Below are 13641 nucleotides of genomic sequence, written 5' to 3' on the forward strand. Positions count from 1 at the left end.
CGGAATCAGCCGTCCTGCTCGGCGGCCACCGGCTCGTCGCCTTCCTGGAACTGCTTGGCGTGCAGGCGCGCGTAGTAGCCGTTCAGCGCCAGCAATTCGGCGTGGCTGCCGCGCTCGACGATCTGCCCCTGGTCCATCACCAGGATCAGGTCGGCCTTCTCGATGGTCGACAGGCGGTGGGCGATCACCAAGGTGGTGCGGCCCTTCATCACCTCGTCCAGCGCCGCCTGGATATGCCGCTCCGACTCGGTGTCCAGGGCCGAGGTGGCCTCGTCGAGAATCAGCAGCGGAGCGTTCTTCAGCAGCGCGCGGGCGATCGCCAGGCGCTGGCGCTGGCCGCCGGAGAGCAGCACGCCATTCTCGCCGACCAGGGTGTCGTAGCCCTGCGGCAGCTTGTCGATGAACTCGGCGGCATAGGCGGCGCTGGCGGCCTTCTTCACGTCATCGAGCGGCGCGCCGGCGAGATCGCCATAGGCGATGTTGTTGGCCACCGTGTCGTTGAACAGGGTGACGTGCTGGGTGACCAGGGCGATGTGCCGGCGCAGGTTGCGCAGGCGGTAGTCCTCGACATCCACGCCATCGAGCAGGATCTGCCCCTGATCATGGTGATAGAAACGCGGGATCAGGTTGGCCAGGGTCGACTTGCCGCTGCCGGAGCGCCCGACCAGGGCGATCATCTGCCCCGGTTCGGCAACGAAGGACACATCGTGCAGCACCGTCTTCTCGGCGCCCGGGTACTGGAAGCTCAGGTCGCGCACCTCCAGCCGGCCGCTGACCCGCTCGCGCTCGACCGTGCCGTTGTCGACCTCCGGCGCTTCGTCGAGCTGCTCGAAGATACTCTCGGCACCGGCCACACCCTTCTGGATGGTCGAGCTGACTTCGGAGAGCTGGCGAATCGGCTTGGGCAGCAGGCCAGCCAGGGTGATGTAGGCAACCAGGTCGCCCGCCGAGGCATCGCCGCGCATGAACAGCACGAGGAACATCAGCACTGCCATGGCGGCATAGATGACCACTTGCAGCGTCGGGGTGTAGATCGCGTTGGTCTTCACCATGCGCAACTGCTTGCGGCTATTGTCCTCGCTGGCATCGAGGAAGCGCTGCTGCTCGTAACCCTCGCCGCCGAAGCTGCGCACCACCCGGTAACCCTGGATGGTCTCGGAGGACACATGGGTGACATCGCCCATGGCCACCTGGATCTTCTTGCTCTGCTTGCGGAATTTCTTGCTGGCACTGACCACCATCAGGCCGATCAGCGGCAGGATGGCCACCATCACCAGGGTCAGCTTCCAGTTCATCCACAGCAGCGTGGCGAACAGGAACACCACCGTCATCCCCTCGCGCACCACCACCTTGATGGCATCGGTGGCAGCACCGGTCACCATGGTCACGTTATAGGTGATGCGCGAGATCAGGTGGCCGGAGTTGTGGCTGTCGAAATAGCGGTTGGGCAGGGTCAGCAGGTTGTTGAACAGCGCCACGCGCAGGTCGTGCACCAGCCCGAGGGAAACCTTGGCCAGGAAGTAGTTGCCCAGGTAGGAGCCGACGCCCTGCCAGAGCGCGATCAGGACGATCAGCAGTGGCACGGCCTGGACGAGATTGAGGTCGTCCAGGTAGGGAACACCGGGAAACAGGCTGGCATCCGGATTCGAAAGACCATCGACGAAGTACTTGAGAATGTAGCCGAGCATCGGCTGGGTCGAAGCGAAGATCAGGAAGCCGACGATGCTCACCAGGAACATGCCGATATAGGGCTTCACGTAGCTCAGCAGGCGGAAGTAGATTTTCAGGCTGGACGCTTGAGCATCGCTTCGTTCAAGGTTGGTCATTCATCTGAAGCCTTTGATTGCAGGTCGTGGAGTCTAACATAGGCTCCTGATCTCTCTGCGCGGCATCAGGTAAACTGCTGCGCCTCTCGGCTTGCCGGCCTCATTTCAGCGTGAATGCCCCATGACCCCACTGACTTATGAACAATTCATGTCGCTACGCGAGAATGCCGAGCTGCTGGAAGCTGATCACCATGGCGAGAAAGTCCTGAATCTAACGGATGGCAGTTTCCTCAAGCTGTTCCGACGCAAGCGCCTGCTTTCATCCAGTCTCTATCGCCCCTATGCCGTTCGCTTCGCCAGGAACGCCGACGCCCTGAAAGCCCGGTACATTCCCTGCCCCGAGATCATCGACACCTACCGCATCAACTCCATAGAGAGAACGGCCGTGCACTACTGGCCGCTTCCCGGAGAGACCTTGCGCCAATGCCTGCCTCAGCAGGATTCGGGCACCCTTTCGAGAACCTGCCGGCGACTGGGTGCTTTCATTGCGCAGTTGCATCGGCAAGGGGTCTACTTCCGCTCACTGCACCTCGGCAACATCGTGCTGACCGACGACTCGGAACTGGGCCTGATCGATATCGCCGACATGCGCTGCGGCGCGCGCGCGCTCAATCGCAACCAGCGCAAGCGCAACTTCCAGCACCTGTTCAGATATACCCGGGACATCGCCATGCTCCAGCCCGAAGCCATCCAGTTCGCGGCCGGTTACTGCAGCGACCTGCCTCCCGCCCAGAAGGCGTACTTCAATGAGTACCTGGCCCGGCTGCTTCAGGCGTCCCCGACCATCGCCGAGGGGATCGCCGAGCAATGCGAGAGTGAGCAGAGATGAGCCGCCTGAGCGTCCTGATTCCGGTCTATAACGCCGCCCCCTACCTCAAGGAAACGCTGGAGTCCCTGTTCGCCCAGACCCGGCCGGCAGACCAGATCGTCGTCATCAACGACGGCTCTACCGATCAGTCGCTGGAGCTGCTGCAGCAACTCCAGAGCAAAGAGCAGCGTATCCAACTGATCGACCAGGAAAACGCCGGTGTCTCGGCTGCGAGAAATCGCGGGCTGGCCGTTTGCGACGGCGATTTCATCGCCTTGATGGATGCCGACGATATCTGCCTGCCCGAACGTTTCGCGCTCCAGTTGGAAACCATGCAGGCGCAGCGCCTGGACATCTGCGGTAGCTGGCTGCGTACCTTCGGCCGCAGCGAGCGTGAAGTCCGCTATCCGTGCGACGACGCGGAACTGAAGTGGAACTATCTGTTCCTCGGACGAACGCTGCCCAATCCCACCGTGATGATGCGGCGCGCAGCACTCGGCGAGGTCCGCTATCGGGAGGGCCTGGCCTTCGCGGAGGACTACGGTTTCTTTCTCGACGTTTTCCTGAGCGATCCCACCATCCGGATGGGCAATATCCCCCAAACGCTGCTCAACTACCGGACCCATGCCCAGCAGGCCTCGCAGCGCCTGCAGGAGCGCAACCAGGATGCGATAGTCGGGCTCCTGCTGTCCCTGCTGCCCAAGGTAGGCATACAGGCCAGCACGCAGCAGCTGCACAGCCACTACCAGATATGGCAACAGAGAAAGGCACTCTCCAGCGAGCTGTTGCAGGACTACCTGCCGCTGATGAGCAAGCTGGCCGGATGGCTGTCGCAGCAGACCGGCGACAAGCGCCTTGCGACCCTGCATTGGGCCACATTGGCGAAGTACCACAAAGCGCTGGGCAAAGAGGCACGGGCCTCAATCGAGCAGGCTGCCGGAGCCGACTGGCCGCTATGGCGGAGAATGATCGAGAGGCTGGCGCCTCCACGCCTGTAGCCGCTCCAGGGCCAGTGCCAGGCCGATCGGAATCCAGGTCAGGAACCATATCTCCTGGGGTTTGCTCCAGAGCCCGGCACCATCCGAAAGCACCGCCAGCGAAGCGAACAGCCAGGCGCCCAACAGAGCGCTGCCCAGCGGTACGTCCCACATGCGCCAGGCCAGCCAACCCACCAGCAGCCAGGCACCGACCCACAGCACCAGCCCGACCAGCCCGAGTTGCAGAGCGATGTCCAGGAGCAGGTTGTGGGGATGGTCGAAGGGTGCGGCAATCGCCTCTATCTGCAGCTGGAACGAGCTCCCCATACCCAGCCCCAGGAACGGATTGCCGCCCAGCAGCAGCTTCAGGCCCTCCTCCGCCAGCTCCGGGCGATAGGACAGCCCTCGTTGCAATGCGAACTCCGGCGCCAACCAGAGCGCCGCGCCGCCCCCCAACAGACAACCGGCGGAGAGGACCGTATAGAGGCGCTCCCTTTTCCAGAGCGGAGCCAGAACGAGAACCGCAGCCAGGGCGATCCATATGCCTTTGCTCTGCGCGAACACCAGGTAGGCCAGCAGCACCGCAAGTGCCACTGCCCATACTCCGGTCTCTCGGGCTCCGTCAGGTTTCAGGTTGTAGAGCACGACCATGAAGAAACCGAACGCCTGCGCCGCCAGGATCGAATGCTCCAGTTGCCAGACCCCTGTCACCCTGGCCGTCCAGGCAGCCCCTTCGAGCCAATAGGTCTTCAGCAGGTAGACGCCGGCGAGGCCAGCCATGAAATAAGCGGCGAACCGCAGCATCCTCTCCAGCGGGAATTGCGGCAAGGTGCCCAGCAGTCTCATTGCCCAAAGGCTGAGGACCACATACAGGACATGCTTGAACTGCCTGAACGGATCATCGACCGACGACCAGAACAGGGTCGCCAGGGACCACGCGGTGAACGCCAGCAGGCTCACGCCCAAGGCGGAACGCAGCAACTGACGCAGCTCCGAGCGACACGTCCAGAGCATCGCCAGCCCCGGGATCCAGAGCAGGATGGCCAGGAACTGGTGATACAGATTGCTGGTGGGAAGACCGATGCCGACCAGCAGGCATACCGCTCCTGGCAGCAGGAGGTGCGGCTGCAGCCGTGCCATGAGCCGGCTAGGCATCCGTGCTACCAGGGGTGCCCTCTGAAATCAGCTCGAGATACTGCCTGCGAAAATCGATGATCCCGTGCGCCTCGCAAAGATAGGCATAGGCCCGCTCGCCCTCTTCGCGCAGGGCCTGGGGCGAAAGTTCGAGCACCTGCTCAAGCCGGGCGGCCAGATCATCCACATCGCCAGACCTGAACAGGTGGCCGCCGCAATCCTCGAGAATCGGACGCAGGCTGTCGATGTCCGAACCGATCACCGGCAAGTGGCCGCTCATGCCCTCCAGCAGGGCCAGTGGCAAGCCCTCGCTCAGCGAGGGCATCACGAAGACGTCGTAGGCGCGCACATACTGCAACGCATCCTCTTTGGCACCGAGCAGGTGCACACGCCCTTGCAGCCCATGTCGGGCGATGGCCGCCTCGAGATCGGCGCGGGCACGGCCTTCGCCGATGATAGCCACCAGGGCCTGCGGGTAACGGGCCTGCACCCGGGCGAACGCCTCGATCAGATAGATGTGTCCCTTGACCGGCACCAGGCGGCCGATCGTGCCGAAGACGAATGCCTCGGGCGTCAGTCCGAGCATCGCCCTGGCCTGCCCGCGGGGATGCTGAAGGCTTTCGGCGCGCGAGATGTCGATGGCGTTGTTGATCTGCACCGTGTTGCGCGTATCGAAGCCGGCACCGCAGTTCACCAGATAGTCCCGCACCGCTCGCGACACCCCCACCACACGCCAGTTCGACGTCAACAGGCGGCGAGCCTCCCAGCGCCGATAGGCGCGGTCGAAGTCGCCGATACCGTGCTGCACGCCGATGCAGAGCGGAATGCGCAACCAGCGGTTCAGCAACATCAGCATGTTCATCGGCTTGAAGCGATGGGCGATCACCACATCGAAACGCTCTTCGCGGCAAAGCTTGTAGAGGCGCCACAACGCTCTCAACCGCAGCCCCTTCAAGTCCGACTGGCGGAAATCGAAGTAGACCGAGCGCGGCGCACGGCTTTCGGGGCCTCCCGGCTGCGGCCGATCACGCAGGAAAGCGGTGGTCACCTCGAAGCGATCGACAGGCAACCCCTGGATCACCTGCTCGGCAAGATCGGAGGCATTGACGTTGTAGCGGTTCTGCAACTGCAGGACCTTGATCTTGCGGCTCATCAGGGCCTCCTGAACCACAGGCGCAATGCCTTGCGCGCATACGAGCCCTTGAACAGCACCCGCCAGTCCCGCTTGATCGCGGCGCGAAAGTAATCCTTGGCGGCAGAGACATCTCCGGCCAGATAGGCGCTGCGAAACAGCGACAGGCTGCGCTGCACGTAGAACTCGGGCTTCAGCGATTGGAATTCGCTACCCAGCCGCCGTGGCGAAAACACTTCGTCGACCAGGGCCAAGCCACCCGCCTTGGCGTGGCTGAACTGATGACGCAGGCTGTCGTCATGCTTGTGGATCAGCACCAGGGGCTGCTCGAGCACCGTGCTGGGGTAATTGGCCAGGGCCTGGGCGAATACCGGAATGTCCTCGGCACTGCGAAAGGCTTCCGGGTAGTCGCCACGCTCGAAGATTTCCCGATGCATGGCGCAGGCACCATTGGACAGGGCGATGCGCTTGTCCAGCAGGTAGGCGCGCAGCCGCGCCAGCGGTTGCTCGGCCAGCGCTGGCGGCAGGTGCTCGCGGCGCCTGCCATCCGGAAAGACGCCGACATGGCCGCCAATCACCAGGCGGGTCTGCGGCTGCGCGGCGAGATGCTTCCTTAGCGCCGCCAGCGCGCCCGGCACCAGTTCGTCATCGGCATCGAGAAACACCAGATAGTCGCCCGATGCCTCCCGGATACCCAGGTTACGCGCCGACGAAGCGCCGCCGTTGGCCTTGTGGATGACCCGGAAACTTCCCGGGCCGACCTGCTGGAGACGCTCCAGCACCTGCCGCGTGTCATCGGTCGAGCCGTCGTCGACGACCAGCAGCTCATCGCCCTCGTCGAGCTGGGGCATCACCGACGCTATCGCACGTGGCAGGACCGCCGCGTAGTTGTAGGCGGGAATGACGATGCTAAGCAGACGCTTGGTCGGCACGCTCATACCAATCCTTGCCTTCCTTAACCACCAGGATGTCTTCCATGATCAGGTACTGCAGGTCCGAGCCGTAGAACATGTTCAGCGCGTCGGTCGGCGAGCAGATCATCGGTTCGCCGCGGCGGTTGAGCGAGGTGTTCAGCGATACGCCGTTGCCGGTGAGGTTTTCCAGTTCCTTCATCAGGTCGTACCAGCGCGGGTTGTGGCGGCGCTCGAGGACCTGGGCGCGGGAGGTGCCGTCCTCGTGCACGACTTCGCCGACGCGGGTCTTCCACTCTTCGTTGACTTCGAAGGTGAAGGTCATGAACGGCGACGGGTGGTCGACCTTGAGCATCTGCGGCGCCACGCTGTCGAGCATCGACGGGCAGAAGGGCCTCCAGCGTTCGCGGAACTTGATCTGTTCGTTGATGCGGTCGGCCACGCCCGGCACGCTCGGACAGCCGATGATCGAGCGACCGCCGAGGGCGCGCGGGCCGAACTCCATGCGACCCTGGAACCAGGCCACCGGGTTGCCGTCGACCATGATCCGGGCGATGCGCTTCTCGACATCGGCGATCTGCCTGAACACCGGCTTGTTCGGGTGCCGGGCGCAGGCGGCGATGACGTCTTCGTTGGTGTAGGACGGGCCGAGGTAGACGTGCTCCATCTTCTCCACCGGCACGCCGCGCTGCACCGATACGTAGGCCGCCGCGCCGACCGCGGTGCCAGCGTCGCCGGAGGCAGGCTGGACGAACAGTTCCTTCACGTCCGGGCGGGCGATGATCTTCTGGTTGAGCTTGACGTTCAGCGCGCAGCCGCCGGCGAAGGCGATCTTGCCGGTCTCGCGGATGATGTCGCCGAGGTAGTAGTCCATCATCTCCAGCGCCAGCTTCTCGAACAGCGCCTGCATGCTGGCGGCGTAGTGCACGTAGGGGTCGTCGGCGATGTCGCCCTCGCGCTTCGGGCCCAGCCACTCGATCAGCTTGGGCGAGAAGTAGAAGCCCTTGCCCTTTTCCTTGTAGCGGCGCAGGCCGATGACGTTGGCGTATTCGGTGTTGATCACCAGTTCGCCGTTCTCGAACTTGGCCAGGCGGGAAAAATCGTACTTGCTGGCATCGCCGTAGGGTGCCATGCCCATGACCTTGAACTCGCCGTCGAGCATCTCGAAGCCGAGGAACTCGGTGATCGCGCCGTACAGGCCGCCGAGCGAATCCGGGTCGTAGAATTCCTTGATCTTGTGGATCTTGCCGTTCTCGCCCCAGCCGAAGAAGGTGGTGGCGTACTCGCCCTTGCCGTCGATGCCGAGGATCGCGGTCTTCTCCTGGAAGCCCGAGCAGTGATAGGCGCTGGAGGCGTGGGCCAGGTGGTGCTCGACCGGCTCGATCTTGACCTTCTTGAGGTCGAAGCCGAGCTGTTGCAGGCACCACTGGATGCGCTTGTGGTAGCGCTTGTAGCGGCGGTTGCCCATGAGGATGGCATCCAGCGCGCGGTCCGGGGCGTAGGCGTAGCGCTTGGCATAGTGCCAGCGTGCCTTGCCGAACAGGCTGATCGGCGCGAAGGGGATGGCCACCACGTCGACGTCGGCCGGCTTGATCCCCGCCTGTTCCAGGCAGAACCTGGCCGATTCGTAGGGCATGCGGTTCTTCGCGTGCTTGTCGCGGACGAAGCGCTCTTCTTCGACTGCCGCGATCAGCTTGCCGTCGATGTACAGGGCGGCGGAAGGATCATGGCTGAGGGCGCCGGATAGGCCGAGAATCGTCAGTGACACGGTGTTGCCTCTTCGTGGAGCCGGGCTTCAAGCCAGAAGCCTGGAGCCACAGCGATGATGTTCAGTGGCTCGGTCGGAGCCTTTGCTTCCAGCTTCAAGCGTCCGGCTTCAAGCTGTCCTTCGGTAAACGTTGGTCGAGCAAGCGGTACAGCGCCGAATCGGCCGGCCAGTTGCGCAGGAAGCGGGCGCGATCACGAGCATAGGCCATGGCGAAACGGTGTTCGCTGCGATGCTGCTGCATGGCATCGAGATCGATCAATGCCCAGTGGCCGTCCTGCCAGAACAGGTTGCTGCCCTTGAGGTCGCCATGGCTGATGCGTTCCCGCTGCAGCACGGCGAACAACCGGTCCAGCGCGGCCAGTTCGGCTTCCGGCGGCGAACCGTCCAGATACGGTTTGAAACGCGCGAGTATATCCTGCCCGGCGAGACAATCGGTAATCAGGTAGGCGCGCCCGCGCAGCCAGCACCAGCGCCGCTCGAGCACGGCCAGCGGCCGGGGCGTGAGGATGCCGAGGAAATCCAGGCGGTTGCCCTCGCGCCAGCTATGCCAGGCGCGGCTGGGCCGCCAGAAGCGCTTCAGCCAGTGGGCGAAGCCCTTGATGTTGTAGCGCTTGACCACCAGCGGCCGGCCGTCCAGCTCGATGCGCGCGACGGTGGCCGAGCCGCCGTTCTTCAGCGCCTGGCCCTGCTCGATCCAGCGATCCGGGTCGGCCAGCAACGGTTGCAGGCAGGCCTGTTCCTCGCGGCGCACCGCACGCAGGCCGAAGGCGCCACGGCGCACGCTGAACAGGGTGCACTCGCGGCCGACCTTGCTCATGAAGTCGCGCAGGCGCCAATGACGCACCTTGTGGATTTCCTTGAGCAGCGCCTCGAACGGCAGGGCGTGCTCGCCGTTGGCCATCAGGTAATGGACCAGCAGCTCCTCGGTGAAGGACTCCAGCTCGGCCGGCAACTGGGCGAAGAACATGCCCAGGTTCTTCAGCACCCGTTCGCGCGACAGCGGCTGCCCGGCATTCTCCACCTGCACTCCGCCACCGTCGATCAGGTACAGCCGGCCGTCGTGGCGCAGCAGGTTGTCCAGGTGCAGGTCGGCCTGCCACAAGCCCTTGGCGTGCAGGCCGGCGATGGCCGTCAGCGCTTCGCCGAGCACCGCCTGCTGCGCCTCGGAGAGCAGCGGCTGGTCGACCACCCGTTGCCAGGCCTGGTCGAGGCTTTCCGCGCCATCCAGGTAATCGAACAGCAGCCAGCCGCCCTCGCCCGCCACCATGCCGTCGGCCAGCAGCAGCGGCGTCGGCAGTTGCTGTTCGGCGAGCCGCCGCGCGCCGCTCAGCTCGCGGAGGAAATGCCGTGCCGCGCGGCGGCCGACCAGCAATTTGGCGAGCACCCTGCGGCCGCGCCAGGTGCCGACGCCGACGTAGCGCTTGCCGGGCAGCACCCGCAGCAGGCTATGCAGGTGCAGCTCGGCCGGGCCGGCGGAGTCGGCCAGCTCGACCTGTAGCGGCAGTTCCGGCGTGCGTCCGGCGCTGCGCAGTTCGCTCAGTTTCATCGACGTGCCTCCTTGTGCCTGCGCCGCAGGGACAGGCGGCGCAGCCAGGTCCGCGCATCGCTCGCGTCACCCAGGTAGGCGGCGAGCAGCCGGGCGATGTCGGCATCGTCCCAGGCCCGGGCGCGGCGCAGCAATGGTTCGAGGTCCTTGACCCGGTCGCGGCGGCCGAACAGCAGCGGGCGGGTCTTTTCCAGGTCGATCAGGCACGCCTCGAAGCCCACGCCGGCTGCGCGCAGGAAGATGTGCTTGGGATAGAAGCAGCCATGTTTCTGGCCGGCCCCGTGCAGCCGGCGGGCCAGTTCGCCGCAGGCTTGCAGGATGGCCGCCCGCCGGGCGGCATCGAGCCGTGGCCAGTCTTCCAGGTACTGTTCCAGGTCCTGCCAGCCGTCCAGGGCACGGGTCAGCAGGATCGCCCGCTGTTCGCCGCCGCCCCGCCGCCGCCCGAAGAACGCCGCCTCCAGGGTCGGGATGGCGAGTTGGCGATAGCGCTGGATATTGCGGAACTCGCGGGCGAAGGTCGGCTCGCCGAGCGGATGCGCCGGGCTCCGGGCCAGGTGGTTGCTCTGTCGCTTCAGGTAATAGGCGGTCTCGCCGAGGTCCAGGCGATAGACGCTGCTCCAGCCGCCGCGCTCGGTGTTCGGCTCGTCCACGGTTTCCAGCTTGAGCGCCCACAGCGCGTCGAAGTCGGCGAGGCCATGGCGTTCGAGCAGGGCGCGGTCATCGGCGGCGATGAAATCGTTCATTCGCGCCCCTCGAAGAAGGCGACGATCCGCCGGATGCGCTGCTTGTCGCCGGCATTCAGCCGCGAACGGCCGCGATATTGCAGGTAGAAGCGCAGCCGCTGGGTACGGCTGAGCTGCTGCTTGGCCACCTTGTCCAGGCAGGCCAGGTCCTTGATGATCCGGTAGCGCAACAACGGGCCGTGCCAGAAGGCGCCGGTCGGGCAGTCGATGAAGAACAGCTCGCCCTGTTGGTTGACCAGCAGGTTGCGCCACTTCAGGTCGTTGTGGGCGAAGTGGTGATCGTGCATCGTCCGCGTCGCCCGGGCCAGTTGGCGGCTGACGCCATCGACCCAACGCGTGTCGCTCAGGCGCGGGTCGCCCTGCCGGGCCAGCGCGGCCAGGTCCTCGGTACCGACCAGTTCCTGGGTGATCAGCGCGCCGCGGGCAAAGGCGCCGCCACGCCGCTCCAGGCCGTAGGCGGCGATCGGCGCCGTGGGGATGCCCCAATCGGCGAAGTGCTTGAGGTTCTGCCACTCGGCCTTGACCCGTGGCCGGCCGAGGTAGCGGCGCAGCCCCTTGCCGGCGCCCCAATAGCGCTTGACGTAGTAGCGCAGGCCCTGGTGCTCGACGCGCAGCACCTCGGACAGCGGATCGCGGGTGATCTCCTCGCCCTCCAGGGCGAACACCGCGTCCAGGTCGCCGAACACGTCGACGGCGGCCGGCTCCACTCTCCAGAAACTCACCCCTGCGCCCCCGGTGCGTACTTGCGCTGGTAGCGCGCCAGCAGGCGCTCGGCCTTGCGCTCCAGCCAGGCCAGCAGTGCTGCCTCGTCGCGCAGGATGTCGCGCAGCGAGCGCTGGCCGCCGGCCCCGAAGTAGCCTTTCAGGAAGCGCAGCTTGTCGCGGCGGGTCAGGCCGATGTTCAGCGCGGAGAAATACAGCCCGGCCAGGTCCTTGTCGCGCCAGCGCTTCGGCACGGCGGCACGGGCCTGCGCGCGGTGCAGGTCGATCAGCGACAGGCACAGGTCATCCGCCGTCACCGGCCGCTCGGTGCTCAGCAGGAAGTGGCAGATGTAGCAGTCGCGGTGGTTGACCCCGGCGCGGTGCATGGCGCCGGTCATCCGCGCCACCTCGGTAATCAGTGCGTGCTTGAGGCGTGGCTCGGGCGGCTGCTCGACCCAGTGCCGGGTGAACACTTCCAGGTCGACGGTCGGCGCCAGTTCCTCGGTGATGATGAACGAGTGCTGCGTCGCCGGGTTGCCGCCGAGCTCGCCGTAGGCCACCGCGGTCATGGTCGGCACGCCGGCCTCGTGCAGGCGTTCGAGCGCCGCCCATTCCTGGCCAGCGCCGAGCACCGGGGCCTTGGCGGTCAGCAGGTTCTTGGCGATCTCGCCCCAGCCGATGCCACGGTGGATCTTCACGAAGTAGCCGCGCCCGTCGACTTCGGTGCGCAGGGTGCGGCGGCCCTCCAGCTCGCGGTAGACCTTGCCTTGCAGGCGCTCGACCTCGACGAACGGGTCCTTGCCCGCCCAGAGGGTCTTGAAGGGTTCGGCGAGGATCAGGCGCATGCAGAACTCCTGTTGGAGCCAGCCTGCCGCGGTCCGGCACTCCGCCGATGCTCTTGCAGTGCCGGGATCGCGAGCAGGCTCGCTCCTACAAAAGACACCCTGTTCATGCCCGCTCCGCGAGGATCACGTCGGCCGCGTGCTGCGGCATGGAATAGAGATCGGCGCTGTCGGCGAAGGCCAGGCCGTTGCGCGACCAGGCCGCGCGCGCCGCGTCGTCTTCGAGCATCCCGGCGAGCATGCGGTTGAGCCGCTCCTGCTCGAACGGGCTGGGCACCACCCGGCCGGCATCGGCCTCGGCGATGTAGTGGGCGTAGCCGCACACGTCGGTGACCAGCACCGGCAGACCGGCGACCAGCGCCTCCAGCAGCACGGTGCCGGTGTTCTCGTTGTAGGCCGGGTGGATCAGCAGGTCGGCGCCGAGCAGGAAGCGCGGGATGTCGCTGCGACCCTTGAGTATCCGCACCTGGTCGGACAGGCCGAGCGTCTTGATCTGCAACAGGAACGGCTTGGGATCGTCCTGGCCGATGACGATCAGCCGGGCGCGCTTCTTCAACGCGCGCGGCAGCGCGGCGAGCGCCTTGAGGCTGCGATCCAGGCCCTTGGTCTTGAAGCCGGAGCCGATCTGCACCAGCAGCAGTTCGTCGTCCGCCAGCTTGAACTCGCGACGGAAGTCGGCGCGGATCTCGGCGGCGTTGGCCGGCGCCCGGCGGTCGGCGGCGATGCCCGGCGGCAGCAGGTGGAAGCGCGCCGCCGGGGTGGCGTAGTGCTTGACGAACAGCGGCTGCTGCACCTCGGAGATCATCAGCACCTCGGTCCTGGCCTCGGGCGCGAACACCGCACGCTCGTAGTCGGCGAAGTGCCTGTAGCGTCCCCATTTGCGATACAGGCCGCCGCGCAGGTTCTGCGCCTTGTCCTCGAAGCAGGGATCGGCGGCGTAGTAGACGTCCAGGCCGGGCATCTTGTTGAAACCGATCACCCGGTCCACCGGGCGCTTGCCGAGGTCGGCCGCGACCCAGGCGCTGAACTTCTCGTTGCGCCGATGGTTGAACAGCGCCTTGACCGGCGCCACCAGCACCTCGAAGCCTTCCGGCACGTCGCCTTCCCAGCTCATGGTGTAGACGCGGATGGCGTGGCCACGGCCCTGGCATTCCAGGGCGATGCGCAGGAAATCGCGCTGCAGGCCGCCGAACGGAAAGTACTTGTAGAGGATGAATGCCAGGGTCATGGGGCGGTTCGGTCCTTGGATGGCG

At 65.5% G+C, this 13641-nt stretch carries 12 protein-coding genes; 2 read left to right on the forward strand and 10 right to left on the reverse strand.

The window, feature by feature from the left end; translation table 11 throughout:
• Nucleotides 1-5: 5 nt before the first annotated feature.
• The gene (gene msbA, locus PSEWESI4_RS06625) at nt 6-1826 is read right to left on the reverse strand and encodes a lipid A export permease/ATP-binding protein MsbA (RefSeq protein WP_187670400.1); all 1821 of its coding nucleotides are present in this window, start codon (nt 1824-1826) and stop codon (nt 6-8) included.
• A gap of 121 nt (nt 1827-1947) precedes the next feature.
• On the opposite strand from msbA, the gene PSEWESI4_RS06630 reads away from it, so the two are divergent.
• Both PSEWESI4_RS06630 and PSEWESI4_RS06635 read left to right on the forward strand, forming a co-directional pair.
• Nucleotides 1948-2655, forward strand: coding sequence for a phosphotransferase (locus PSEWESI4_RS06630; protein ID WP_187670401.1), 708 nt, complete (start codon nt 1948-1950; stop codon nt 2653-2655).
• Nucleotides 2652-3632: a glycosyltransferase family 2 protein gene (locus tag PSEWESI4_RS06635; protein WP_187670402.1), complete on the forward strand. Its 981-nt coding sequence runs from the start codon at nt 2652-2654 to the stop codon at nt 3630-3632. The genes PSEWESI4_RS06630 and PSEWESI4_RS06635 overlap by 4 nt, the downstream gene beginning before the upstream one ends.
• On the opposite strand, the gene PSEWESI4_RS06640 is transcribed toward PSEWESI4_RS06635, so the two are convergent.
• From PSEWESI4_RS06640 to PSEWESI4_RS06680, 9 genes are all read right to left on the reverse strand, one after another.
• The gene (locus PSEWESI4_RS06640) at nt 3588-4751 is read right to left on the reverse strand and encodes an O-antigen ligase family protein (protein ID WP_187670403.1); all 1164 of its coding nucleotides are present in this window, start codon (nt 4749-4751) and stop codon (nt 3588-3590) included. The two genes, PSEWESI4_RS06635 and PSEWESI4_RS06640, sit on opposite strands and share 45 nt — an antisense overlap.
• 7 nt (nt 4752-4758) lie before the next feature.
• Nucleotides 4759-5898: a glycosyltransferase gene (locus PSEWESI4_RS06645; RefSeq protein WP_187670404.1), complete on the reverse strand. Its 1140-nt coding sequence runs from the start codon at nt 5896-5898 to the stop codon at nt 4759-4761.
• Nucleotides 5898-6815 (reverse strand): glycosyltransferase family 2 protein, encoded by a 918-nt coding sequence (locus tag PSEWESI4_RS06650; RefSeq protein ID WP_187670405.1) that lies wholly within the window; start codon nt 6813-6815, stop codon nt 5898-5900. Before PSEWESI4_RS06650 ends, PSEWESI4_RS06645 begins: the two co-directional genes overlap by 1 nt.
• Nucleotides 6787-8556, reverse strand: a complete 1770-nt coding sequence (locus PSEWESI4_RS06655; RefSeq protein ID WP_187670406.1) for a carbamoyltransferase family protein — start codon at nt 8554-8556, stop codon at nt 6787-6789. Before PSEWESI4_RS06655 ends, PSEWESI4_RS06650 begins: the two co-directional genes overlap by 29 nt.
• 94 nt (nt 8557-8650) lie before the next feature.
• Nucleotides 8651-10102, reverse strand: coding sequence for a lipopolysaccharide kinase InaA family protein (locus tag PSEWESI4_RS06660; protein ID WP_187670407.1), 1452 nt, complete (start codon nt 10100-10102; stop codon nt 8651-8653).
• Nucleotides 10099-10845: a lipopolysaccharide kinase InaA family protein gene (locus PSEWESI4_RS06665; protein WP_187670408.1), complete on the reverse strand. Its 747-nt coding sequence runs from the start codon at nt 10843-10845 to the stop codon at nt 10099-10101. Before PSEWESI4_RS06665 ends, PSEWESI4_RS06660 begins: the two co-directional genes overlap by 4 nt.
• Entirely contained in the window at nt 10842-11567 is a 726-nt protein-coding gene (locus PSEWESI4_RS06670; protein ID WP_187670409.1) for a lipopolysaccharide kinase InaA family protein, read from the reverse strand. The genes PSEWESI4_RS06665 and PSEWESI4_RS06670 overlap by 4 nt, the downstream gene beginning before the upstream one ends.
• Nucleotides 11564-12391, reverse strand: a complete 828-nt coding sequence (gene rfaP, locus PSEWESI4_RS06675) for a lipopolysaccharide core heptose(I) kinase RfaP (protein ID WP_187670410.1) — start codon at nt 12389-12391, stop codon at nt 11564-11566. The genes PSEWESI4_RS06670 and rfaP overlap by 4 nt, the downstream gene beginning before the upstream one ends.
• Nucleotides 12392-12494: 103 nt before the next feature.
• On the reverse strand, nt 12495-13616 hold the full coding sequence (locus PSEWESI4_RS06680) for a glycosyltransferase family 4 protein (RefSeq protein WP_187670411.1): 1122 nt from the start codon (nt 13614-13616) through the stop codon (nt 12495-12497).
• Nucleotides 13617-13641: the final 25 nt, after the last annotated feature.

The sequence above is a fragment of the Zestomonas carbonaria genome (assembly GCF_904061905.1).
GTDB classification, from domain to species: domain Bacteria; phylum Pseudomonadota; class Gammaproteobacteria; order Pseudomonadales; family Pseudomonadaceae; genus Aquipseudomonas; species Aquipseudomonas carbonaria.

Coding starts and splice junctions, on each gene's coding strand:
- rfaP (WP_187670410.1), bottom strand. CDS start 12,391: ATGCGCCTGATCCTCGCCGAACCCTTCAAGACCCTCTGGGCGGGCAAG.
- PSEWESI4_RS06645 (WP_187670404.1), bottom strand. CDS start 5,898: ATGAGCCGCAAGATCAAGGTCCTGCAGTTGCAGAACCGCTACAACGTC.
- PSEWESI4_RS06660 (WP_187670407.1), bottom strand. CDS start 10,102: ATGAAACTGAGCGAACTGCGCAGCGCCGGACGCACGCCGGAACTGCCG.
- PSEWESI4_RS06630 (WP_187670401.1), top strand. CDS start 1,948: ATGACCCCACTGACTTATGAACAATTCATGTCGCTACGCGAGAATGCC.
- PSEWESI4_RS06680 (WP_187670411.1), bottom strand. CDS start 13,616: ATGACCCTGGCATTCATCCTCTACAAGTACTTTCCGTTCGGCGGCCTG.
- PSEWESI4_RS06640 (WP_187670403.1), bottom strand. CDS start 4,751: ATGGCACGGCTGCAGCCGCACCTCCTGCTGCCAGGAGCGGTATGCCTG.
- msbA (WP_187670400.1), bottom strand. CDS start 1,826: ATGACCAACCTTGAACGAAGCGATGCTCAAGCGTCCAGCCTGAAAATC.
- PSEWESI4_RS06650 (WP_187670405.1), bottom strand. CDS start 6,815: ATGAGCGTGCCGACCAAGCGTCTGCTTAGCATCGTCATTCCCGCCTAC.
- PSEWESI4_RS06635 (WP_187670402.1), top strand. CDS start 2,652: ATGAGCCGCCTGAGCGTCCTGATTCCGGTCTATAACGCCGCCCCCTAC.
- PSEWESI4_RS06665 (WP_187670408.1), bottom strand. CDS start 10,845: ATGAACGATTTCATCGCCGCCGATGACCGCGCCCTGCTCGAACGCCAT.